The sequence below is a fragment of the Enterobacter cloacae complex sp. ECL352 genome (genome assembly GCF_020149545.1).
Classification (GTDB): domain Bacteria; phylum Pseudomonadota; class Gammaproteobacteria; order Enterobacterales; family Enterobacteriaceae; genus Enterobacter; species Enterobacter asburiae_B.
On record NZ_CP083709.1, the window covers coordinates 500,515 to 521,786 of the forward strand.

At 56.5% G+C, this 21,272-nt stretch carries 19 protein-coding genes; 2 read left to right on the top strand and 17 right to left on the bottom strand.

Annotation, left to right across the window (positions count from 1 at the left end; translation table 11 throughout):
- The 9 genes from LBF07_RS02335 to LBF07_RS02375 form a co-directional block, all read right to left on the bottom strand.
- Positions 1-1,050: a chemotaxis response regulator protein-glutamate methylesterase gene (locus LBF07_RS02335; RefSeq protein ID WP_029741783.1), complete on the bottom strand. Its 1,050-nt coding sequence runs from the start codon at positions 1,048-1,050 to the stop codon at positions 1-3.
- Positions 1,047-1,913 (bottom strand): protein-glutamate O-methyltransferase CheR, encoded by an 867-nt coding sequence (gene cheR / locus LBF07_RS02340; protein ID WP_023312253.1) that lies wholly within the window; start codon positions 1,911-1,913, stop codon positions 1,047-1,049. The genes LBF07_RS02335 and cheR overlap by 4 nt, the downstream gene beginning before the upstream one ends.
- A gap of 19 nt (positions 1,914-1,932) precedes the next feature.
- Positions 1,933-3,534 (bottom strand): methyl-accepting chemotaxis protein IV, encoded by a 1,602-nt coding sequence (gene tap, locus LBF07_RS02345; protein ID WP_023312254.1) that lies wholly within the window; start codon positions 3,532-3,534, stop codon positions 1,933-1,935.
- 44 nt (positions 3,535-3,578) lie between these two features.
- The gene (gene tar / locus LBF07_RS02350) at positions 3,579-5,246 is read right to left on the bottom strand and encodes a methyl-accepting chemotaxis protein II (RefSeq protein ID WP_224435105.1); all 1,668 of its coding nucleotides are present in this window, start codon (positions 5,244-5,246) and stop codon (positions 3,579-3,581) included.
- Between the two features lie 84 nt (positions 5,247-5,330).
- Complete coding sequence (locus tag LBF07_RS02355; protein WP_094935639.1) at positions 5,331-6,293, bottom strand: spore coat U domain-containing protein; 963 nt, start codon at positions 6,291-6,293, stop codon at positions 5,331-5,333.
- On the bottom strand, positions 6,290-8,674 hold the full coding sequence (locus LBF07_RS02360) for a fimbria/pilus outer membrane usher protein (protein WP_048979942.1): 2,385 nt from the start codon (positions 8,672-8,674) through the stop codon (positions 6,290-6,292). Before LBF07_RS02360 ends, LBF07_RS02355 begins: the two co-directional genes overlap by 4 nt.
- A complete protein-coding gene (locus LBF07_RS02365; protein ID WP_094935638.1) occupies positions 8,650-9,405 on the bottom strand; it encodes a molecular chaperone in 756 nt (251 codons plus the stop codon). The genes LBF07_RS02360 and LBF07_RS02365 overlap by 25 nt, the downstream gene beginning before the upstream one ends.
- A gap of 16 nt (positions 9,406-9,421) precedes the next feature.
- Positions 9,422-9,970, bottom strand: a complete 549-nt coding sequence (locus tag LBF07_RS02370; protein WP_047061108.1) for a spore coat U domain-containing protein — start codon at positions 9,968-9,970, stop codon at positions 9,422-9,424.
- Positions 9,971-9,982: 12 nt separating this feature from the next.
- Complete coding sequence (locus LBF07_RS02375) at positions 9,983-10,555, bottom strand: spore coat protein U domain-containing protein (protein WP_023312260.1); 573 nt, start codon at positions 10,553-10,555, stop codon at positions 9,983-9,985.
- A 429-nt stretch (positions 10,556-10,984) separates the two neighbouring features.
- Between LBF07_RS02375 and LBF07_RS02380 the strand changes: the two genes are divergently transcribed.
- Positions 10,985-12,250, top strand: a complete 1,266-nt coding sequence (locus LBF07_RS02380; RefSeq protein WP_033145875.1) for a dicarboxylate/amino acid:cation symporter — start codon at positions 10,985-10,987, stop codon at positions 12,248-12,250.
- A gap of 104 nt (positions 12,251-12,354) precedes the next feature.
- Here LBF07_RS02380 and cheW read toward each other — a convergent pair whose 3' ends face one another.
- The 6 genes from cheW to flhD all read right to left on the bottom strand — a co-directional run bounded on the left by cheW (position 12,355) and on the right by flhD (position 17,787).
- Complete coding sequence (gene cheW, locus LBF07_RS02385) at positions 12,355-12,858, bottom strand: chemotaxis protein CheW (RefSeq protein WP_023312262.1); 504 nt, start codon at positions 12,856-12,858, stop codon at positions 12,355-12,357.
- A 19-nt stretch (positions 12,859-12,877) separates the two neighbouring features.
- Entirely contained in the window at positions 12,878-14,914 is a 2,037-nt protein-coding gene (gene cheA, locus LBF07_RS02390; RefSeq protein WP_094935637.1) for a chemotaxis protein CheA, read from the bottom strand.
- Positions 14,915-14,918: 4 nt separating this feature from the next.
- Positions 14,919-15,848: a flagellar motor protein MotB gene (gene motB / locus LBF07_RS02395; protein ID WP_032658606.1), complete on the bottom strand. Its 930-nt coding sequence runs from the start codon at positions 15,846-15,848 to the stop codon at positions 14,919-14,921.
- On the bottom strand, positions 15,845-16,732 hold the full coding sequence (gene motA, locus LBF07_RS02400; RefSeq protein WP_094935636.1) for a flagellar motor stator protein MotA: 888 nt from the start codon (positions 16,730-16,732) through the stop codon (positions 15,845-15,847). Before motA ends, motB begins: the two co-directional genes overlap by 4 nt.
- Positions 16,733-16,855: 123 nt before the next feature.
- Positions 16,856-17,434 carry a flagellar transcriptional regulator FlhC gene (gene flhC / locus LBF07_RS02405; protein WP_013096051.1) on the bottom strand — a complete coding sequence of 193 codons (579 nt, stop codon included), beginning with the start codon at positions 17,432-17,434 and terminating at the stop codon, positions 16,856-16,858.
- 2 nt (positions 17,435-17,436) lie between these two features.
- Entirely contained in the window at positions 17,437-17,787 is a 351-nt protein-coding gene (gene flhD / locus LBF07_RS02410; RefSeq protein ID WP_008500415.1) for a flagellar transcriptional regulator FlhD, read from the bottom strand.
- Between the two features lie 794 nt (positions 17,788-18,581).
- Between flhD and uspC the strand changes: the two genes are divergently transcribed.
- Positions 18,582-19,010, top strand: a complete 429-nt coding sequence (gene uspC, locus LBF07_RS02415; RefSeq protein ID WP_033145878.1) for a universal stress protein UspC — start codon at positions 18,582-18,584, stop codon at positions 19,008-19,010.
- Positions 19,011-19,025: 15 nt separating this feature from the next.
- Here uspC and otsA read toward each other — a convergent pair whose 3' ends face one another.
- Complete coding sequence (gene otsA / locus LBF07_RS02420; protein WP_058841409.1) at positions 19,026-20,450, bottom strand: alpha,alpha-trehalose-phosphate synthase; 1,425 nt, start codon at positions 20,448-20,450, stop codon at positions 19,026-19,028.
- Positions 20,425-21,228, bottom strand: coding sequence for a trehalose-phosphatase (gene otsB / locus LBF07_RS02425; protein ID WP_094935635.1), 804 nt, complete (start codon positions 21,226-21,228; stop codon positions 20,425-20,427). The genes otsA and otsB overlap by 26 nt, the downstream gene beginning before the upstream one ends.
- Positions 21,229-21,272: the final 44 nt, after the last annotated feature.

The following is a 21,272-nucleotide window of genomic DNA, read 5'->3' on the forward strand; positions in this document are numbered from 1 at the left end:
TCAAATACGTATTGCCTGTCCGGCACTGATTTTCGCCAGCATCTGCTGGCTTACCTGGCTAAGATCGACCACTTCGCTCACGCCACCCATATTGATGGCCTCGCGCGGCATGCCGAACACCACACAACTTGCTTCATTCTGCGCAATCGTCCAGGCGCCAGCCTGGTGCATTGCAAGCATTCCGGCGGCACCATCGTTGCCCATCCCCGTCAGGATCACCCCAACGGCGTTGCGCCCCGCATGTTTCGCCACCGAATGAAACAGCACATCCACCGACGGACGGTGCCGGTTGACCGGCGGTCCGTCATGAATTTTGATTTGATAGTTAGCGCCGCTGCGCGACAGCTCCATATGCTTGTCGCCCGGGGCGATATAGGCATGTCCCGGGAGCACGCGCTCGCCGTCTTCCGCCTCCTTCACGCTGATCTGGCACAGCTTGTTCAGGCGTTCGGCAAACGAACGGGTAAAGCCTGGCGGCATATGCTGAGTGATCAGAATACCCGGACTTGAAAGCGGCAATGGCTGGAGTACATGACGAATTGCCTCTGTTCCTCCGGTTGACGCTCCAATAACCAGCAGTTTTTCCGAGCTGAGTAAGGGACCGGCCTTCAGGGTCGCAGGCGCGGCCAATGGCGTATGGGCAGCAAGCTTCGCCCGCGACGCGGTGCGGATCTTCTCCGCAATCATTTCGCTGTAGGCCAGCATCCCTTCGCGAATGCCAAGCTGCGGTTTGGTGACAAAATCCACCGCCCCCAGCTCCAGCGCGCGCAGGGTGATTTCCGATCCTTTTCCGGTCAGGGAGGAGACCATCACCACCGGCATGGGCCGAAGCCGCATTAATTTTTCGAGGAAATCTATGCCATCCATGCGCGGCATCTCGACATCCAGCGTTAGCACGTCGGGGTTATATTTTTTAATTAAATCCCGCGCTACCAGAGGATCGGGCGCAGTCGCCACCATCTCCATGTCGCTGTGGCTATTGATAATTTCAGTCATGATCTGACGCATCAGCGCTGAATCATCGACAGACAACACCCTGATTTTACTCATGCTTTTTCCTTACTCAGCGCATATACCGTTTGCCCACGCAGGCTAAACTCACGCGCGAGGTTGCTGAAGTTTTCCGAGTGCCCGGCAAACAGTAAACCGTCAGGCTTGAGCAACGGAACAAACCGACGCAAAATGTCCTGTTGCGTCGTTTTATCAAAATAGATCATGACGTTACGGCAAAAAATGGCATCGAACGGCCCCGGCACGTTGTACTGCTTATCCAGCAGGTTAACGGGCGCGAATTCGACGCAGTTCGCCAGCTCCTGGCGTACGCGCACCAGGCCTTCATGCGGGCCCGTGCCGCGCATGAAATAACGCTGCAGCTGCTGCGGCGACAGCGTTTTCAGTTCATCCTGGCGATACACGCCGTTACGCGCCTTCTCCAGCACCTCGGTATCGATATCGCTGGCGTAGACTTTCCAGCGTCCGGGCGTCATGCCCAGGGTGTCAGCAAGGGTTATCGCCAGCGAGTACGGCTCTTCACCCGTCGAGGCGGCCGCGCTCCATACGCGATACTCCCCGGTGCGACGGCGGGCGTGCTCGGCCAGGACCGGGAAGTGGTGAGCTTCACGGAAAAACGCCGTCAGGTTGGTGGTTAACGAGTTAATAAAAGCCTGCCACTCTGCGCTGTTCTGGTTCGCCTCGAGCATGCTCAGATAGCGGCCAAAATCATCCAGCCCCAGCGTACGCAAGCGCCGCACCAGACGGTTGTAGACCATGTCCCGCTTATGATCCGCAAGCACGATCCCCGCACGCTGGTAGATTAACTGACATATCCGACGAAAATGCGCGTCGGACAGCGCGAGGCGCTGTGTCATCTGCAACAATAATGACGTTTGCCCAGGGGGCATTGGTGATGTCATAGCGCCTTCTTAATTACATTCAGGATACAACTGGCACGGCCTGCGACCGCCCGACTTCTGTTACTGCTTCAACGTGCTCTTTCACATTAAATACCGCGACCAGTCCGGTCAGACGATCCGCCTGGCTTGCCAGCTGATCGGTTGCCGCTGCCGCCTCCTCAACTAACGAGGCGTTCTGTTGCGTGACCTGATCCATCTGGCTGACGGCCTGGGCAACCTGCTCAATCCCGCGGCGCTGTTCGTCCGACGCAGAGGCAATCTCGCCCATGATGTCGTTCACCCGCGTCACGGAGGTGACGATCTCGTGCATGGTTTTCGCCGCCGTATCCACCAGCGTTGAGCCCTGCTGAACGCGCGAAACCGACTCTTCGATCAGCACCTTAATTTCTTTCGCCGCGTTGGCGCTGCGGCTCGCCAGGTTACGCACTTCCCCCGCCACCACCGCAAATCCACGCCCTTGCTCACCGGCGCGCGCCGCTTCCACGGCGGCATTCAGCGCCAGAATGTTGGTCTGGAACGCGATACCGTCAATCACGCTGATGATGTCACCAATTTTCTGCGAGCTGGTGGCAATCTCCTGCATGGTGCTGGCGACATGGGACGCCTGGTCGCCGCCTTTCTTCGCCGTCATCGCCGCCTGTTTTGACAGGTCAGACGCCTGACGCGCGTTATCGGCGTTCTGGCCTACCGTCGCGGTTAACTGCTCCATGCTGGCCGCCGTCTGCGCCAGCGAGGCCGCCTGCTGCTCGGTGCGGGACGAGAGATCGTTGTTCCCCGCCGCAATCTCAGAGATCCCGGTGTGCATGGCATAGCTGCCCTGCCGCACGTCGCTCACCGTTTCCCGCAGCGATCCCTGCATCGCCTTCAGGCTCGCAAAGATCGCCGAAATTTCGTTTTTGCCGAACACCGCGACCGGACGCGCCAGGTCCCCTTTCGCAATGCTGTCGAAGTGGCTGCTGATAATCGCCAGCGGCTGCACAATCATTCTGCGCGACCAGAGCAGCGCCCCGCCGGTTAGCAGCCCTGCCAGGATCACCACCACGGCAAAGATGACGCCCGACATGTGATAGCTTTGACGGCTCTGGTCACCGGCACGCTGAACAGACTGGTTAATATCCTGCTGCCACGCGTTAAAGCTGCCGTCAAACGCCGCCTGAGACGCCTGAACCGGTGCGGTCATAAAGTCCGAAAGCTGGTTGTTCTCAAGCCACGTCGCCTGGTGGTCCAGATCGCTGTACCACTGCTCAAAGTTCGTCTTCATGGCGGCCTTCAGCGCTTTCTCTTTCTCGCTGTCGGCGGCCTGCGCCGTAAAGGCTTTAAACTGTGCGTCAGCCTGCTTCAGGCTGTCGCGCGCGGTCGCCATCAGCGCTTTAATGTCATCCGGCGGATAACTCAGCGCGGTTAAGGTTCCCGCCTTGTTCAGCGCAGTGCTTGCCTGCAACAGCACGGCACGCGTTTGTGCCAGTGCGGAGCGCTGCTGATTACTCGCCTCAACTTCCTGCAAATTCTGATAGCCATCGCGAAACGCCCAAAAAGACAACCCGTTACTGCCAACCTGCAACACACCGCAAAGGATCAGAATCAAAAACAGTGTGGTCGAGATACGAATACGATTTAACATCCACGCTCCCATCAAGCGGCAAGCAGCCGCGGTTTAATTGTCAGTCAAAATGTTTCCCAGTTTTCATCTTGTCCGGTCGTCGCGGTGCGCGTACGTTTTACAGCCGATTCAACGGCTGGCGCGCGATACGTCGCCTGCGGGGTGACCGTGTTTCCAGCGAGTGAAGCGAGACGAAACGCCGAGACGGCCATCTTCAGACGGCTCGCCTGGTCTTCCAGAGCAACGGCCGCCGCAGCGGACTCCTGCACCAGCGCGGCGTTTTGCTGTGTCACGCGATCCATTTCCGATACCGCCAGGGCAACCTGGTCGATACCACGACTCTGCTCATCGGACGCAGAGGCGATTTCACCCATGATGTCCGTCACGCGGGTGACGGCATTCACGATGTCATTCATGGTCTCCCCGGCGCTTTCCACCAGCACGGAGCCGGTATCCACGCGGGAGACGGAATCTTCAATCAGGGACTTGATCTCTTTGGCCGCGTTGGCGCTGCGGCTGGCCAGGTTGCGTACTTCCCCGGCCACTACGGCAAACCCGCGCCCCTGTTCACCCGCGCGCGCCGCTTCCACGGCGGCGTTCAGCGCCAGAATATTGGTCTGGAAGGCAATGCCGTCGATAACGCTGATGATGTCGGCGATTTTCTTCGAGCTGTCGGCGATTTCGTGCATGGTTTTCACCACGCCATCCACCACGCGGCCGCCGCGCTGCGCCGTCTCGGAGGCGCTTTCTGCCAGCTGAGACGCCTGGCGGGCGTTATCGGCGTTCTGCTTCACGGTCGCGGTGAGCTGCTCCATGCTGGCGGCCGTCTCTTCCAGGGCGGACGCCTGCTGCTCGGTACGGGATGAGAGATCGTTATTCCCCATCGCAATTTCACTGGTGCCGGTGTAGATAGCCTCCGACCCGTTACGTACGTTGGCAACGGTTTCGATTAACGAACGCTGCATATGGTCAACGCTGTTTGCCAGCTCGGTGATCTCATTGCGCCCGGAAACGGTCAGCGTTTTGGTCAGGTCACCGCCGGCAATTTCACGAATGTGGGCAATGACGCGGCCGAGAGGGTTCAGCAGGATATGGCGAATGCCGTACCAGACCGCGACCAGCACAATGACCAGCGCCAGCGCCATCACGGCCATCTGCCATTTTGCAAAGCGGTAGTCATTCTGGCTTGCCGTAAAGGCCGAGTGATAGAGATCGCCACTGACCTTCGCGTATTCCCCCAGCGCCGCGCCGAGTGCGTTTTGCATCCCCTGCGTTGGCTGCGCGAAGTAGGCATCCATATTGCCGCTCTCCAGGAACTGAATCAGCTCTGTCAGGCCGGTATGGTAGGCATTGTATTTTTCATCGATATTCTGGCTCACCTGCTCCATAGCAGGCTGCGGGGCGATCTTTTTGAAGGCGTCGTAGTGTTTCGCGGCGTCAGCGAGGGTGGCACGGGCATTTTTCAACAGATCGTTTTTCGCGCTGCTCTGCTGATTGTTGGGGTCCATCATCATGCGCGCGGACGAGCGGCTCAGGTTGATACGCGTTTGCAGCATCAGATCCCACGTCGACGTGAGTTCACTCTGCTGCAGGCGGAGATCGTTCGAGGCCGCGAAGCTGTCCTGGTTCTGTTTTAATGACGAGAAAAAAAGCCCGCCGGAGATGAGCTGAAGAAGTGCGAAAATGACCAGCACCATCATGAGCATTGTGACAACGCGGATACGGTTCAACATACAACACCTTCTCATAGATTTATTAACGGTGTTATCGGCACAGCCCACAGGAACTTTACATTTGCGAAAGGGAAAAGCGCGGGGTTAAAACGCCACGTCAACAATCAGCGTGTCGGTGTAGGTTCCGGCGGGCGGCGTGGTCTGATTGGTCAGGACTTTCGCGGTGTAGTTGTAGGTGCGCAGTAAACCGTCGGTACTGACCTGGGACGATACCGCGCTTGACCAGCGCTCGCTGCCGCTGCCGCCCCAGCGGTTACCGGTGGCTTCCTTATAGATGTCGTAGCTCATGGCGTTGCTGCCGCTCACCATCCGCCGCACGTTGTTCAGCGCGTTGGCACCGTTATTAATGCCGATGGTATACGAACTTCCTTTGGTACAGGTGACGGCAATCGCCTGCGAGACGGTGGGGAAACTTTGCACCAGCGGCGCGCTGTTGAAGTTCACATCTGGCGTGGTCATGGCGCTGCAGTCGTTGGTGACGGTCATATCCAGCAGGATGGTGGTTGTCGCGGTTCCCGTCTGATTGATTGTGCAAATGCCGAGCGCGCCGACGGAGCACACGCTGTAGTTAATGCTGAAGGTTAACTGCACCTGATATGGTCCGGCAGTGACGTTTTGCCCGGCGACGGTGCGGAAATAGAGCGGAATGTTGTACTGCTTTGACCCCAGCAACCCCAGCAGGGTACTCCCGCTCCAGGTATACGATTTACTTATCTGTACCTCGCTGCTGCTCGCGCATCCCGATAACCCGCACAGCCGGGTGGGGATCACGTCGGTGATGGCCGCATTATCCGTGCGTTTCATCGTGGCCCGGCTGCTGCCCGAAACCGATGCCGCGGTGTAGGTCAGCGTTACCGAGTCGCTGGTCAGCAGATTCAGTACGGCATCGCAGGCCACCACCAGCGTGCCGGTGGTTTGAACTTCTCCGGTTCCGCTAAGCGCGAACGAGGTGACGCTGCCAAACGACGCATTAACCGTACTGACGGTACACGCCGCCCAGCCGCCGCCGGAGAACAGCAGCAGGATGAATAGCAGCAGGCGCGTCATGGCTCCTCCCGGCAAACCAGCGGCCCGTAGGTTTTCAGCTTGTGCTCCGGATTGGCCCCCACGGTCAGGGTAGTCTTACAGCGCCTCCCGTCAGGTGCGATCACCTCCAGCGGGTTCACATCGCTGAGATTTTCCAGCCAGGCGATGCCGTCATACCCCACCACCGCATTGCTGCGCGAGGCGCGTCGAACCTGGCTTCCCACCGGCAACGCCTTCCCGCGCGCGTCATGCAGAATAACGCTTGCCACCCGTTCCTGCTCCATCGGGAAATCGACCAGATAGCCGCTGTGGCGCCGAATCGCGATCCGCCGCTCGGTCTCTTTCAGACGGGTATCCGCCGGCAGATTCAAAGTATCAATCCGGTAGCTTGCCGGGTAATACGCCGACACCCCGCTGACCAGCAGGTAGCCGTTGTTATTGGTTTTACCGACGGGCTGGTTCTCATAGCTGACGGGCACATCCGGGTGGCCATCGGTACTGATGACCACAAACGCATCGTTGATCTTATTCGCCGCGAACAGCTCGCCGTCCATCAGCACAACGGCGCCCATCGCCTCGCCCCACCAGGTCATGGTATCCCTTTCGCCATAGCCGCCGCCCTGCAGCTCGATGTTGTTATTGCGCCAGCCCAGCGTACCCTGCTGATAATCACTGGATCTTGACTGGTTGGCCCAGGCCATGTTCCAGCTGAACCCACCGTCAGAAGGCATGGAGTGGTTGTAGTTAATGCGCTGGGTACTGCCTGCATCCGGGGTGTTTTCAACGGTGACGGCAGCGCTGTCGCGCGCCCCCAGCGGCACCTGCAGCGACAGCGCGACCGTCCAGTCTCCCCGCTGCCGATCCCGGCTGCCGGCCAGGTAAATACTGCTCGCTCCCCACAGGTTTCGGCTCCAGGAGAGATTGAGCAGCTCGGTTTTTTGGCTGTCAAAACTCTCCACGCCTATCCAGGCCGCACCGATATTGCCGTACCGTCCCAGATTGAAGGTCAGCGAATACTGGTCCGTATTACGGCTAAAGCTGGCGATGGGCTTATCGTTTTCGTCATACACCGTCGGCTGATCGTAAAGGGCCAAATTGCCAAAGCCTCGGTCGCGACGCGTGTGCTGGGTGGCGACGCTAAACTCGCTGGTACTGTACTGGTAACCCCAGTTGATTTGCCCGCCCGCATCACCGCGCATGCGGCTTTGCGAGTAAGAGGTATTCACCACGCCAAACTGGCCGAGTTTTATCACTGTCCCCGCGCCGCCCAGCGCCAGCTCCTGCGCCCCTTCCACGTGGCCCTCGAGTGTTAGCCAGTCCGTCATCCCGTAGCGATACGAGCCGCTGCCGGCTGCCGGACCGTAGTCAAAATTCTTGATACCGTAATTACGCCGTAGGCTGCCGAGCGTCACGGCGCCGTCGCTCAGCCCTTGCTTGAGCAGGTCGCTGGTGACGTAAAACGGTAGCGTGGTGCTTACCTGGCGCCCCAGCGCATCCGTCGTGACCAGCACCGCATCCCCGGCGCCGTTGATATAGGGCAGATTAGTCAGGGTGAAGGGGCCCGGCTGAAGCTGGGTTGAACCGGAGCGATAGCCGTTGATAAAAAGATCGACCGAGGTGGGTACCGCGGCTTCCCCCGCGAACTCGGGCAGCGGCCATGTCACCAGGTCAGGACGCAGGGAAAAATCCCGCCCGACGCTTATCCCCCCCATCCGCACGCTGGAGCTCCAGCTCAGGGCATCGCTGATCACGTCCCCGGCGCTCCAGCTCATCGCGTCATCTTCGTTGGTGAACAGCAGGGTCGTGTCATAGCGGACATACCCTTCCTGCTGTCCGTCGTTACCGGTGAAATTTTCCCGCGCGTAACCGGTCGAGGAAAACGAGCCGTTTTCGTTGAAGTAGCGGAACTCATGCCAGATCGACGCCTGACCGCCGATATGTTCCGTGTGGTTGGTGTAGAGATCGTAATTCAGCAGCGCCCCGCGCCCGTAGTGCGGTTTGGCCTGCGCCGCTTGCGCGCTGAAAGGCGTCACGCGGGCCGTCACCCAGTCGCGGGGAACGTTAAGCAGCAGGCGCTGCGCTGCGCTGTCGTACTCCACCCGAACCTGAGCAAGCGAGGAGAGATTTACCTCGCCGGTGGGAACGTGCGCCGGGGGCAGCCCCGCGCGCAGCAAATCGGCGCTGGAGATAAAGAAAGCACCTTTACGCTGCGTCACGGGCACGACCAGGCCGGTATCGTAGTGATTGACCACGATGGCCAGCTGGAAAACCGCTTCATCATTTATCGCCTGTGCCTGGGGAGGCGGCGGTAAACTGTCGTCGCCGGGCCCGGCCAGAGTCGCGGAACTGACGCATAGCAGTATCATCATCGCCGGCTTCAGTTGACGGGCATCGACTGCCATTGTTCGTCCCTGGCATTAATCTGCGCGCTCATCCGCTCTGGCTGACGAACGCCAGCGGGTATAGGCCAGCTGCGGGTGCTGCCCGGCAGGACGTAACCCAGCAATCCCTCCGCCACCGTGCGTTTCTGACCGCCCTGCTCCAGCGCCACCTGGCTCAGCCTGACGTGGACATCACCCCGATTTTTGACCTCCAGCGCAGGCTTCCCCTCCGCCTGCGTCACCCGCCAGCTCAGGTTTTGGGTCTCCGCCAGCGCGTGATGCGCGCCCTCTTTGATGGTCGGGATCCCCTGTCCATATACGAACAGAGGGATGGAGTAACGCATCTGCAATTTGAGGCCGATGGCGGGTTCAGCTTTGGCATCTGGCTGGGGAATTTCATCGACGATAATGCGATAGGCCTGTTCGACCCCTGCGGGAACTGAAGCCTGTTTGATAAGGCGAATAAGCTGCTTGCTGCCTGTGCCAATCGTGACGATGGGCGGGCTGGCGACCACGTCCTGCTGCGCGGTATAGCGCTCGTGTCCGTCCTCCTGCTTCCAGCGCACAATGCGGACCTGCATCGTCGTGGCACTATTTCCCTGGTTCTGGATCCACAGTTCCGTGGCGTTGGCGTCTGCAGCAAGCCAGGGATCGATGGGCCAGAGCAGGATGGTGGCCGCCGCCTGCGCCTGGCCAGCAACCGCCATTCCCAACGCGCCCGCCAGACAAACCGGTCTGAAAAATGGCTTCATCAACATTCTCCCTTTATTACCATGACAAGGTCACGGTGAGCTGATCGGAATAGGTTCCCGCCGGGCTAAACCCGGTCAATAGCGCCACGCCAAAAAGCGGCAGCGCGATGTTATTGCTGTTGGTATAGGTCACCGCTATCGCCTGGTTGACGCCAATTTCGCTGTTTGCGGCCAGCGAGCTGCTGCTGTAGAGCCGGTATGGCACCACGTCGGCGCCGTTCGCGCGCTTCATGCGGCGAACGGATGAATAATTTTGACCGCCATTAATGCTCATGCTCAGCGCCACGCCTGGCGTACAGGCAATAGACAACGCCCCGTTTGGCACAAAGCTGGTGCTGACCGGCGCGCTCTCGACGCCGTTATGGCTGCCAAAATCCAGCGTACCGAGAAGCCCTCCGCTACCGGTAGCCACCGCGCATCCCGGGACAATCGTCGCGCTGACCTTAAACGACTGGGATGTCACCGCATCCGCCGTGGGCATCGTGAGCAATCCGACGATCAGCGCGAAAAAAGGCTGCACGCGTCCCTCTGCGCGTTTGCGCAGACCTGTGAGAGATGCCTTCATGGCGGTTCGGGACTAGTAGGTGACGCTGACGTTAATCGTGTCGGTGTAGGTTCCCGGAACGACCGTCACGCTGTTACCGCCGCCGGTAATCCGTCCGTAGAGGGTGTAACTGTCCACCCCTCCGGCCGTAGACGCGATCGGCAGCGCGGCGTTATTGGCAATCACGGTGTTAAACCCGCTGTCGCTGTACAGGCTGTAAGCCACGCCCTGTGCCGCGTTGGCCGTATTCACCAGATAGCGTTCAGGCGTGCCCGGCGAACCGACAACCGAGCCGGGCGCGGTGGAGTGGGTATTACCGGTGATCGCGACCGTATAGCTGGCGGTCGTACATTGAATGGTGAAGGTGTTTCCGCCGCTGGCGCCGCTCAGCTGCGTCGTAAGCGTGGAAAAGGTTGCCGGATGGGTACCGAAATCGAGCGTACCGAAGTTAATACCACTCTGCGCGGGCGAGCCGTTTATCAGACACCCGTTTGTCAGCGTCAGCGTTGCACCGATGGTGCCGCTGCTGGTGACGGCCAGCGCCTGATGGGCCGTTGTCGCAGCCAGTAAGGTGCCTGCGCAGATCAAAAGAAGTTTTCTTTTCATTTACCACCCTCCAGAAGACGTCTCCGTTCCCTTGCCACATTTTATTTTTGTCGTTCAAGATGTTAGCCCCGCTTAACGTTCCTCTGAGGGGGTTATTGAGAATTTAGTTTACGGATATCGCTTCGACCACCCGACCCTTAACGCATAAGGCATATGTCTTATTGACACTAGTTTCTTATAAATAACAGCAAGTTAAATTAATTCAGGCAGCAATTTTATTCTATACGGGGAGAATATATCCATTAAAGTGTGACGGCGATCACAATATATCGTCGACGCATTAACAACAAAATTAATAAAAATTAAAAAGGAGTTGTATCCCCCTACACTTTGCGTCAATTTATGTGCCGAATAATTTCCCGCATCGTAATAAAAAATTTATATGTATCGACGCGGGCTACATCTGAAGCGCATAGAGGGTCTTTTTTCGTGGCAAGTGCAAACAAACTCACACTCTTCATCGTGATATTCATGCTGGCGGGTATTCTTTCAGGGGCAGCAATTCATGAGTACGCATCTGCGGATGCCATCAAAGCCTGGTCGGATAATATTACCCTTCTGACCGATATTTTCCTCCGCCTGATCAAAATGGTCATTGCACCGTTGGTCTTCAGCACGCTCACCGTCGGCATTATGAAGCTGGGCGAAACCTCCACCATTGGCCGCGTTGGCGGCAAAGCGATGGTGTGGTTTATCAGCTCATCCGTACTCTCTATCCTGGTTGGCCTGTTTATCGTCACGCTGGAGCATCCGGGAAGCGGTCTGAACCTGACGGTCCCGACCGAAGCGGTGGATACCGGCCTGGCCGTTGGCGGCATGACGCTGAAAGCGTTCCTGTCACACACCATTCCGACCAGTATCGCGGGGGCGATGTCGAACAATGAGATCCTGCAGATTGTGGTGTTCTCAATGTTCTTCGGCATCGGCGGCGCGTCGCTGGGGCAGAAATTCAACGCGCCGCTGGTGGCCGCGCTGGATGTGGTTTCCCATATCATGCTGAAGGTAACGGGTTACGTGATGTACGTTGCTCCGCTGGCCATTTTCGCGGCGATTTCATCCGTCATTGCCACGCAGGGTCTCGGCATTCTGCTGAACTACGCCTCCTTTATTGGCGGCTACTATGTTGCCATTCTTCTTACCTGCATGGTGCTGCTGGCCGTGGGCTACATGGTGCTGAAAAAAGAGGTGTTTCGCCTGGTCAGCATGCTGAAAGATCCGGTCCTGGTGGCGTTTACCACCAGCAGCTCTGAAGCCGCCTACCCGAAAACGCTGGAACAGCTGGAGCGTTTTGGCTGCTCGCGCAACATCGCCTCTTTCGTTCTGCCGATTGGCTACTCCTTCAACCTGGTGGGTTCGATGGTGTACTGCTCTTTCGCCTCGATGTTTATCGCTCAGGCGTACAACATTCACCTGAGCTTCTCTGAAGTGACGGTGCTGATGCTGACCCTGATGCTGGCGTCGAAAGGGATTGCCGGCGTACCGCGTTCTTCACTGGTGGTGCTGGCAGCAACCATTCCGAGCTTTAATATTCCGGTGGCGGGTATTCTGCTGCTGATGGGGATCGACCACTTCCTGGACATGGGCCGTTCCGCAATTAACGTGCTGGGGAATGGGATCGCGACCGCGATGCTGTCGCAGAATGAAGGCGCGCGGGAAGCGGAAGCTGAAGCCGAGCTGGTAAAGCAGGAAGCGTAAGGTGAAAAAAAGGGTGAGGCCTGATGCCCTCACCCCTGCCCTCTCCCACAGGGTGAGGAAGCAAACACAAAAAACGGCAACCTGGGTTGCCGTTTTGCATTTACCTACGCTACGTGACTCGCGGCGATATCCAGCAGCGCCATCTCATCGCTGTTCAGCAGCTTCTCGATGTTCACCAGAATCAGCATACGCTCGCCGAGCGCGCCCAGGCCGGTCAGGTATTCGGTCGACAGCGTGACCGCAAACTCCGGCGCAGGACGAATTTGGTCAGAGGTCAGGGAAAGCACATCAGATACGCCGTCCACCACGATACCTACCACGCGCTGCCCCAGATTCAGAACGATCACCACGGTGTTGTCGTCGTAGTCAACGTCGCCCTGGCTGAACTTCACGCGCAGGTCCACGATTGGCACAATGACGCCACGCAGGTTGGTGACACCTTTAATAAAAGCAGGCGTGTTAGCGATGCGGGTAACCTGGTCGTAACCACGAATTTCCTGCACTTTCAGGATATCGATGCCGTACTCCTCATCGCCTAAAGTGAATACCAGGAATTCCTGCCCTGATGGCTCGCCCGCCAGTTTCGTTACATTACTCATACCGGTCATGTTATTACCTTCTACTTAATCAGGCGGCTGTGTACGCCACACGTTGTTCACGATTTAATCCCTGAAGCGCCGACACATCGACGATCAGCGCCACGCTACCATCACCCAGAATGGTGGCGGCAGAAATACCCGGCACTTTGCGGTAGTTGCTTTCGAGGTTCTTCACTACCACCTGGTGCTGACCAATCAGCTGATCGACCAGCAGCGCGTAGCGACGGCCCGCGCTTTGCAGGATCACAACGATGCCCTGCGTGGCCTCTGTCTTCGCCCCGTCCACTTCGAACACTTTCCACAGTTCCACCAGCGGCAGGTACTCACCGCGCACTTCGAGGACGCGCTCGCCACCCGCCAGCGGATGCAGATCTTCTTCACGCGGCTGCAGGGATTCCATTACGGCGTTCAGCGGCAGGATAAAGACTTCGTCCGCCACTTTGACTGACATGCCGTCGAGGATCGCCAGCGTCAGCGGCAGCAGGATGCGAATAGTGGTGCCGGAACCCTGTTTAGACTGGATCTCAACGTGGCCGCCCATCTCCTGGATGTTACGTTTCACCACGTCCATGCCCACACCGCGTCCGGACACGTCGGTCACCTGCTCCGCGGTAGAGAAGCCCGGCGCAAAGATCAGCATGCCCACTTCTTCATCGGTCATGTTTTCATTGACCGCCATCCCCTGCGAAATCGCTTTTGCCAGGATGCGCTCGCGGTTAAGACCCGCGCCGTCATCGGTCACTTCGATGCAGATATTCCCGCCCTGGTGTTCCGCAGAGAGGATCAGATTGCCGACCGGCGATTTCCCGGCGGCAATGCGGTTTTCCGGCAGTTCAATACCGTGGTCGAGGCTGTTACGCACCAGGTGCGTTAACGGGTCGATAATGCGCTCGATCAGGCTCTTATCCAGTTCGGTTGAGCTGCCCATCAGGGTCAGTTCAATCTGTTTATTCAGCTTGCTGGCAAGGTCGCGAACCAGACGCGGGAAGCGGCTGAAGACATATTCCATCGGCATCATACGGATGGACATGACCGATTCCTGCAGGTCGCGGGCGTTACGCTGCAGCTGACCCATGCTGGTGATCAGATCGCCGTGCGTGACCGGGTCCAGTTCGTTAGAACGCTGAGCCAGCATCGACTGGGTGATCACCAGTTCGCCCACCAGGTTAATCAGCTGGTCGACCTTCTCAACCGCAACGCGGATGCTGGTTGACTCGCTGGAGCGCGCGGCAGGTTTCTCACCGCGGCCAGGTGCCGCGGCCTCTTTTGGCACGGCCTTCAGCGCCGGAGCCGCAGGAGCCACAGCCGGTGCGGCGGCCTGAGCGACAACGGCCACCTCTTCCGCAGCGGCAGGGGCGTCAACCGCGGGCGTTTCGGTTTCGAAGGCGATCTGGTCAGCTTCAATCACAAAGCACAGTACCGCCACGATATCGTCCTGGCCAATACCGTCATCAAGCGTCGCGGCAAGGCTGTCTTTGCCTTTTACCACGTTGCTTAACTTCGCCAGGTTACCCAGCTCTTCTTCCAGCAGGTTAACTTCATTCTCTTTGAGACGTGACAGCACAACGCGCAGTTTGCCCGCTTGTGCAGCGGCTGGCGCGGCCTCGTCGGCAGCAACCGCATCGACAACGCTCAGTTTCGCCGCAGGGACAACGGCTGCAGCGACCTCACCTTTTGCTTCCAGGGCGAGCTGGCGCAGCGCATTGCAGATGTATTCAAAGCTGGCGGCATCAGGCTCTGCCGAACTTTTATAGGCGTCGAGCTGTTCCTGCATAATATCTTTGGTTTCCAAAAACAGGTTGATAATGTCGGTATTGAGCTGCATCTCACCGCGTCGTGCTTCATCAAGCAGGTTTTCCATTAAATGGGTCGTTTCCTGCAGGATGGTAAATCCAAACGTTCCGGCTCCGCCTTTAATAGAGTGCGCCGCACGGAAGATGGCATTGAGCTGCTCGGAGTCCGGTGCTTCGGGCACCAAATCGAGCAAGTGTTGCTCCATATCGGCCAACAATTCGTCGGCTTCATCAAAGAATGTCTGGTAAAAATCGCTAATATCCATGCTCACGCTATCACCTCGGATTGGCTGGTGGCGATGTTGGAACGGCAGCCGAAGGAACGGCCCCAGGCTGTTTTAAATCGTCCAGTGACTCATTCTGACTTTCGGCGTTTTCATGCAGGATGGCCTGCTCCGCCTGCTGGTTCAGCACTAAAAGACTGATACGACGGTTGATGGCATCATCCGGCCCGCGGTCGGAAACGCGCATGGTTGCGGCCATGCCGACTACGCGCAGTACCTTGCCATCATCAAGCCCACCTACCACCAGCTCGCGACGCGAGGCGTTGGCACGATCGGCAGAAAGCTCCCAGTTGCTGTATCCCTTCTCCCCACTGGCGTACGGGAAATCATCCGTGTGTCCTGACAGGCTGATTCGGTTAGGAATGCCGTTCAGCACCGGTGCAATGGCACGCAGAATGTCGCGCATGTACGGTTCGACTTCCGCACTCCCGGTTTTAAACATTGGGCGGTTCTGGCTGTCGATAATCTGAATACGCAGCCCTTCCTGCACCAGGTCGATCTTCAGATGCGGGCGCAGCGCGCGCAGCTTTGGATCCGCTTCAATCAGCTGATCGAGATCGCCCCGCAATTTCTTCAGACGCGCCTGCTCCATCTTTCTTTTCAGCTCGTCGATGTTCGGCTCTTTTTTCACCTCACCCTTCTGCTGGGTGTAATCATCGCCGCCGCCCGGGATCGGGCTTTCGCTGTTAGAGATACGCGGCCCACCGGCCACCGCCGTTGCCAGCGGCGTACGGAAATATTCGGCAATCTGGATCAGTTCTTTTGGGCTGGAGATGGAGATCAGCCACATCACCAGAAAGAACGCCATCATTGCGGTCATAAAGTCGGCGTACGCAATTTTCCACGAGCCGTGTGCGCCATGCCCGCCGCCCTTGTGCTTGCGTTTTTTTACGATGACGATCGGATGGGACTGGTTTTTCATGCGTCCTCAGTTGTCGTCTGTTGGTTTGGGTTTTTCACCGCACGCACGTGTTCTTCAAGCTCGATAAACGACGGACGCTCGCTGGAGTAAAGCGTTTTACGGCCAAACTCAACCGCGATCGGTGGCGCGTAACCGTTGAGGTTAGAGAGCAGCGTGATCTTCACGCACTGCATCATTTTGGTGGTTTCCGCGCTCTTCTGGCGCAGAACGCTCGCCAGCGGAGAGATGAAGCCGTACGCCAGCAAAATACCGAGGAAAGTCCCCACCATCGCGTGGGCAATCAGCGCGCCCAGCTCGGCTGCCGGACGGTCTGCCGAGGCCAGGGCGTGAACCACGCCCATTACCGCGGCAACGATACCGAATGCCGGAAGCGAGTCGCCGACCAGCGCCAGGCTGTTGGCCGGCACTTCAGATTCGCTTTCGTGGGTTTCGATCTCTTCGTCCATCAGCGCTTCGATTTCGAAAGTATTCATGTTGCCGCTGATGATGAGTCGCAGATAGTCGACGATGAAATCCAGCATCATGGCGTCAGCAATAATTCGCGGATAGCTGGCAAAAATTTCGCTCTCTTTCGGGTTTTCAATATCCCGTTCAAGCGAGAACATGCCCTGCTGACGCGACTTCGCCATCAGGCGATAGAGCAGTGCCAGCAGATCCATATACATGCTTTTGGTGTATTTCGAGCGACGGAACAGCAACGGAATCGCTTTCAGCGTGCCCTTGATCGATTTACCGTTGTTACCAACGATAAAAGCCCCTACCCCTGCACCGCCGATGATAATAAGTTCAGCCGGTTGATAGAGTGCTCCAAGGTGCCCGCCGGTCATCATGTAACCGCCGAAAACTGTACCGAGAACTACCAGGTAACCTAATAAGATAAGCACGACATCATCCTTCCGCTAGTGACTATGGCAAGGACGTCCAGCTCGCAGCGTTTACCGTTTGCGGGGTAAAAAAAAGCAGCGGTAATTGCTTACCGCTGCTGGAATCTTTCCCACACGTTCGGGTTAAACAGCTTGTTCGATCTGTTCATCCAGCAGTTGTGGAATAATATCGGCAGCATCCCGGGAAAGTTTACGTCTTTTTACTGCGCGGGATGGAGGCTGACATAAACTACAGGCGAAGCTGCCTGCAGGTTGATGAGCATGGGTAATAAAATTGCCGTCGCAGCAGTTGCAGCGCGACAGTTCAAGCATTCCGCTCTCAACAAAACGCACCAGCGTCCATGCGCGGGTCAGCGCCAGCAGAGGGCCTTCTTCCTGCTGTGGGCATTGTTCAAGGTAAAGTTTGTACGCTTTGATCACGGCGTCAACGCCGCTACACAAACCGGTTTTGAGAAGATACTGCCAGGCATTACAGAACATGGAAGCATGAATATTCTGCTCCCACGTCATAAACCAGTCGGTAGAAAACGGCAGCATGCCTTTCGGCGGGGGACTACCACGTAACTCTTTGTACAGTTTGATGAGACGACCACGGCTCAGCTGAGTCTCGCTTTCCAGCATTTGTAAACGAGCACCCAGTGTAATCAGCTCCATGGCCAACTGTATGTCACGCGCTTCCTGAACAATGCTTTTCTCGCTCATTGCTAGGCCCTTTTCTTACGGGCTACGTCATCAGGCTGGCTGATTTCGTTAAGCAAGCGAGTGGAAAGAAGAATACCGGTATGGATCTGTTGAAGATCGTCCACACGGGATTCCTGCGTCAGACGCGTTATTGTCTGTGAATCATCGAAACGGAACTGGCAAACCAGTTGATTCGTTTCAGCCAGTTTAACCATCTGCGGGAGGGTTAAGCCGCCCAGCATGGTTGCCATTTCTTCGTTAATACCCAGACGAAACATCGCGGACGCCTTGTCCTGACTAATCAAACGCTGCGCGAGCAGTAAATACGACAAATTGATGTCATAGATATGTTTTAGCAACTCGGATGTATGCATTGTTCCCATCCCGAATAACCAACTATTATTTTTATGCGGAAAGACCGCACCCCGTGATGTCGCCGGGAAATCACCCGGTATAAAAAAGAAAAGGCTAAATGCATAGTTGAATTTAGGTTTGTATTCACTGAAACCGTAAGAGAGAAACCGCGAATGCGTCTCTTACATGATTTATCATTTCTTACAAATAACTAAGATTTTTCCTAATTCGACGCAAACTCTACTCGTCAGTTTTGACACATACAATCCAGCCACCCTCAAATTTAAAAAAAATGTGATCCACGTCACACAATTTAAGTGAATATGACCCATAAATCCATCAGTATGACTTGTAATTTGTTCAATATTTAGCCAATCGGTACTGTTTTGTATTCTTAATTGACGAATACTCATGCAGAAGGGTGATCCGAACTGGCATGCAACGTGCTTTTCATACCGTAAGCGCCGCGCGGAAACATTTACATCAGGCCCCTCTCCTGGAAACATTTTTCTTACCGTGAAAAAACATATAGTTATGCAGGTAGCACAAAAAAGATGTTTCAGGACGTGATCATTCGAAATGAGTTTGTAACGGGTCAGAACGATTTAACAGTCAAGGCGTGAATTTGTGTGATTTACATTAAGTTGTTAATTTTTTTCATTTAGGCGCGTTTTTCAGTTATTCTTCTTATAAGAATAATTAATGAATAATTATGATAAGCTTCACACTAATGTCGTAATCTGCTCTTGCAGAACCGGAGATTTCGCGGTAAAGGTGGTTAAACGCTGTCTTTCAGACATCTAAGGAGTGCGCCATGAGTTACTCCCATCTTCTTGTTTCCGTAGCAGTTTCCCCCGAAAGCCATCAGCTTGTCGCCCGGGCAGTTTCCATTGCCAGACCCCACAATGCCCGCATCAGCCTCATCACGCTCGCCGCTGAGCCGGAGATGTATAATCAGCTGGCCGCACCCATGCTGGAGGATATTCGCGAGGTTCTGCAGGAAGAAACGCAGCAATTTCTGCGCGAATTAGTGGAAAAGGCACAATATCCTGTTTATGAAACTGTTATTGCGACCGGGGAACTTAACGCCCATATTCTCGATATGTGTCGCAGACAGAATATAGATTTAGTGATTTGCGGGAACCATAACCACAGCTTTTTATCGCGGGCAGCCTGCGCGGCGAAATCTATTGTCGCGTCGAGCCAGGTGGATGTGCTGTTAGTGCCGCTTGGGGGGCATTAGCCCCCCAGCAGTAAATCAGGCGAGTTTAGGGAAGGTCGCGATCTTTTTTTGCAGATCGCCTTCATGGCTTTGCGGAGCGATATCCCGGAGATCCTGAATAAAACGCGCCTGCCAGTGGTTAATATCGTTCTTTCGGATTGTCTCCATCATGTCAGCATGGCGGGAAATACGTTCCGTGAGCGGCATTGTCAGGGCGCGATTCAGCGCGTTCGCCACGTCATCCCTGTCATAAGGGTTAACGATGAGCGCCGACGTGAGCTCATTTGCGGCTCCGGCAAACTGGGAAAGCACCAGAACCCCCGGGTCGGCAGGATCTTGGGCCGCCACATACTCTTTCGCTACCAGATTCATCCCGTCGCGCAGCGGCGTGACCAGCCCAACGTCAGCATAGCGGAAGACCTTCATCAGGATCTTACGGTCAAAGTGTTGATTCAGGTAAAACAGCGGCGTCCAGCCCAGCTGGCCGTAGCGGCCATTAATGCGCCCTGCTTCTGTCTCCAGCTGATGACGAATATCCTGATAGGCCTGAACCTCACCGCGCGACGTCGGCGCAATCTGGGTATAGCGAATTTTCCCGTGATGCTGCGGGTATTTATCCAGCAGCGTTTCATACGCCAGGAAGCGTTCCGGCAGCCCTTTGGAATAATCAAGACGCTCAACCGAGAAGATATTTTTCACGTGCTTGAGTTCATTCTTAAGCTGCGCCAGCTTCGGCGGCAGCGGGCCGGAAGCCTGCTCCGCGATTTCGTCAGGTTCAATCCCTATTGGATAGACCTCAGTGTGGAAGGTTTTCCCCCACGCCGTATGGGTTTTCCCGCCTTTGGTTACCAGACGCGCTTTGCCAGACACGGAGTCAAGGAACGCGAGGCGGTCATTTTCGGTCTGGAAGCCCAGCAAATCGTAATCACACAGCGCCTCCAGCAGCTCTTCATGCGGCGGCAGCGCGGTAAAAATTTCCGGCGTCGGGAAAGGAATGTGCAGGAAGAAGCCAATCCGATTATTCACCCCCCTCTTTCGCAGCTCTCTCGCGAAGGGCAACAGGTGATAATCGTGGATCCATAAAATATCGTCTTCCTCTATTAATGGCAGCAGTTTATCCGCCAGCAGCGCATTTACGCGCGAGTAGCCTTCGAAGGATTCACGCTGGAATTTGACCAGGTCAAGACGATAGTGGAACGCAGGCCACAGGACGGCATTTGAGAACTGCGAGTAATACTCGTCATAGTCTTTCTCTTTCAATGCAAATGAAGCCCACGTAATGTTTCCGCGCGTCACCTTGTTGAGCGGTTTCTCCTCTTCACTAATTTCTCCACTCCAGCCAAACCACAGCCCGCCAGCGGCTTTTAAGGCACCTAACACCCCTACCGCCAGGCCACCCGCGCTGGCTTTTTTATCATCCGGCGGTGCGATTCGGTTAGAGACGACGACTAAGCGACCCATAATGGTTTCCCCCTTTGCTTTGCGCTATTTGTTGTTGTTGCTGGTTAGCGATGTCAGATATCCACTGCCAGACGCTGGCGACATCCGCCAGCCGCCATTCGGCAACCGTGTCACCAGGCCCCACCTTGACGGCGATCCCTCCGGCCTGATTCACCACGCGAAACCCGGCCTCGTCGGTCAGGTCATCCCCAATGAAAACGGGCGTTCGCCCTTTGAAAGGCGGCGACGCCATAAACGCGGCGATGGCCGCGCCTTTATTAATGCCTTTCGGTTTTAACTCCACGACGCATTTGCCGGGCTGCAACGCCAGCTGTGGATGGGCATCCGCAACCGTTTGAGCCAGCGCCAGTACGGCCTCCTCATGCTGCGGCGCCTGACGATAATGCAGGGCAAAGGCCATGCCTTTGGCTTCCAGCTCGGTGCCAGGCAGCGCTTCCAGCGCAGCAGAAAGCTGCTTCTGGAGCGTTTGCGTGAGTGCGTCAGGGAGTGAAACGATATGCGTGTGATCATGGATGTCGCGGCGCTCCGCTCCGTGTACACCGGCCAGCGGAAAGTGGTAAGGACTGGCGAGCGTATCCAGCTCGGCCATTGAGCGCCCTGATATCAATGCCAGTGCTCCCTCGTTCATGAGCGAGAGCTGATGCAAATCCTGTAACACCGCATCCGGAATAGACACCTGGTCAGGGTGCGGTTTTATCCAGGCGAGCGTGCCGTCGAGATCGAAAAAGAAAGCATAGTGTCCGGGCAGTACAGGCGGTGCGGTTAACATGTCAGCCACCCTTTTCCTCCTTACGGTTTACGAGAGGTAAACGCCTTTACCTC

Coding starts and splice junctions, on each gene's coding strand:
- otsA (WP_058841409.1), bottom strand. CDS start 20,450: ATGGGTCGCTTAGTCGTCGTCTCTAACCGAATCGCACCGCCGGATGAT.
- LBF07_RS02375 (WP_023312260.1), bottom strand. CDS start 10,555: ATGAAAAGAAAACTTCTTTTGATCTGCGCAGGCACCTTACTGGCTGCG.
- LBF07_RS02365 (WP_094935638.1), bottom strand. CDS start 9,405: ATGAAGCCATTTTTCAGACCGGTTTGTCTGGCGGGCGCGTTGGGAATG.
- uspC (WP_033145878.1), top strand. CDS start 18,582: ATGAGTTACTCCCATCTTCTTGTTTCCGTAGCAGTTTCCCCCGAAAGC.
- LBF07_RS02370 (WP_047061108.1), bottom strand. CDS start 9,970: ATGAAGGCATCTCTCACAGGTCTGCGCAAACGCGCAGAGGGACGCGTG.
- tar (WP_224435105.1), bottom strand. CDS start 5,246: ATGTTGAACCGTATCCGCGTTGTCACAATGCTCATGATGGTGCTGGTC.
- motB (WP_032658606.1), bottom strand. CDS start 15,848: ATGAAAAACCAGTCCCATCCGATCGTCATCGTAAAAAAACGCAAGCAC.
- flhD (WP_008500415.1), bottom strand. CDS start 17,787: ATGCATACATCCGAGTTGCTAAAACATATCTATGACATCAATTTGTCG.
- LBF07_RS02360 (WP_048979942.1), bottom strand. CDS start 8,674: ATGGCAGTCGATGCCCGTCAACTGAAGCCGGCGATGATGATACTGCTA.
- LBF07_RS02335 (WP_029741783.1), bottom strand. CDS start 1,050: ATGAGTAAAATCAGGGTGTTGTCTGTCGATGATTCAGCGCTGATGCGT.
- cheR (WP_023312253.1), bottom strand. CDS start 1,913: ATGACATCACCAATGCCCCCTGGGCAAACGTCATTATTGTTGCAGATG.
- flhC (WP_013096051.1), bottom strand. CDS start 17,434: ATGAGCGAGAAAAGCATTGTTCAGGAAGCGCGTGACATACAGTTGGCC.
- cheW (WP_023312262.1), bottom strand. CDS start 12,858: ATGACCGGTATGAGTAATGTAACGAAACTGGCGGGCGAGCCATCAGGG.
- LBF07_RS02355 (WP_094935639.1), bottom strand. CDS start 6,293: ATGACGCGCCTGCTGCTATTCATCCTGCTGCTGTTCTCCGGCGGCGGC.
- tap (WP_023312254.1), bottom strand. CDS start 3,534: ATGTTAAATCGTATTCGTATCTCGACCACACTGTTTTTGATTCTGATC.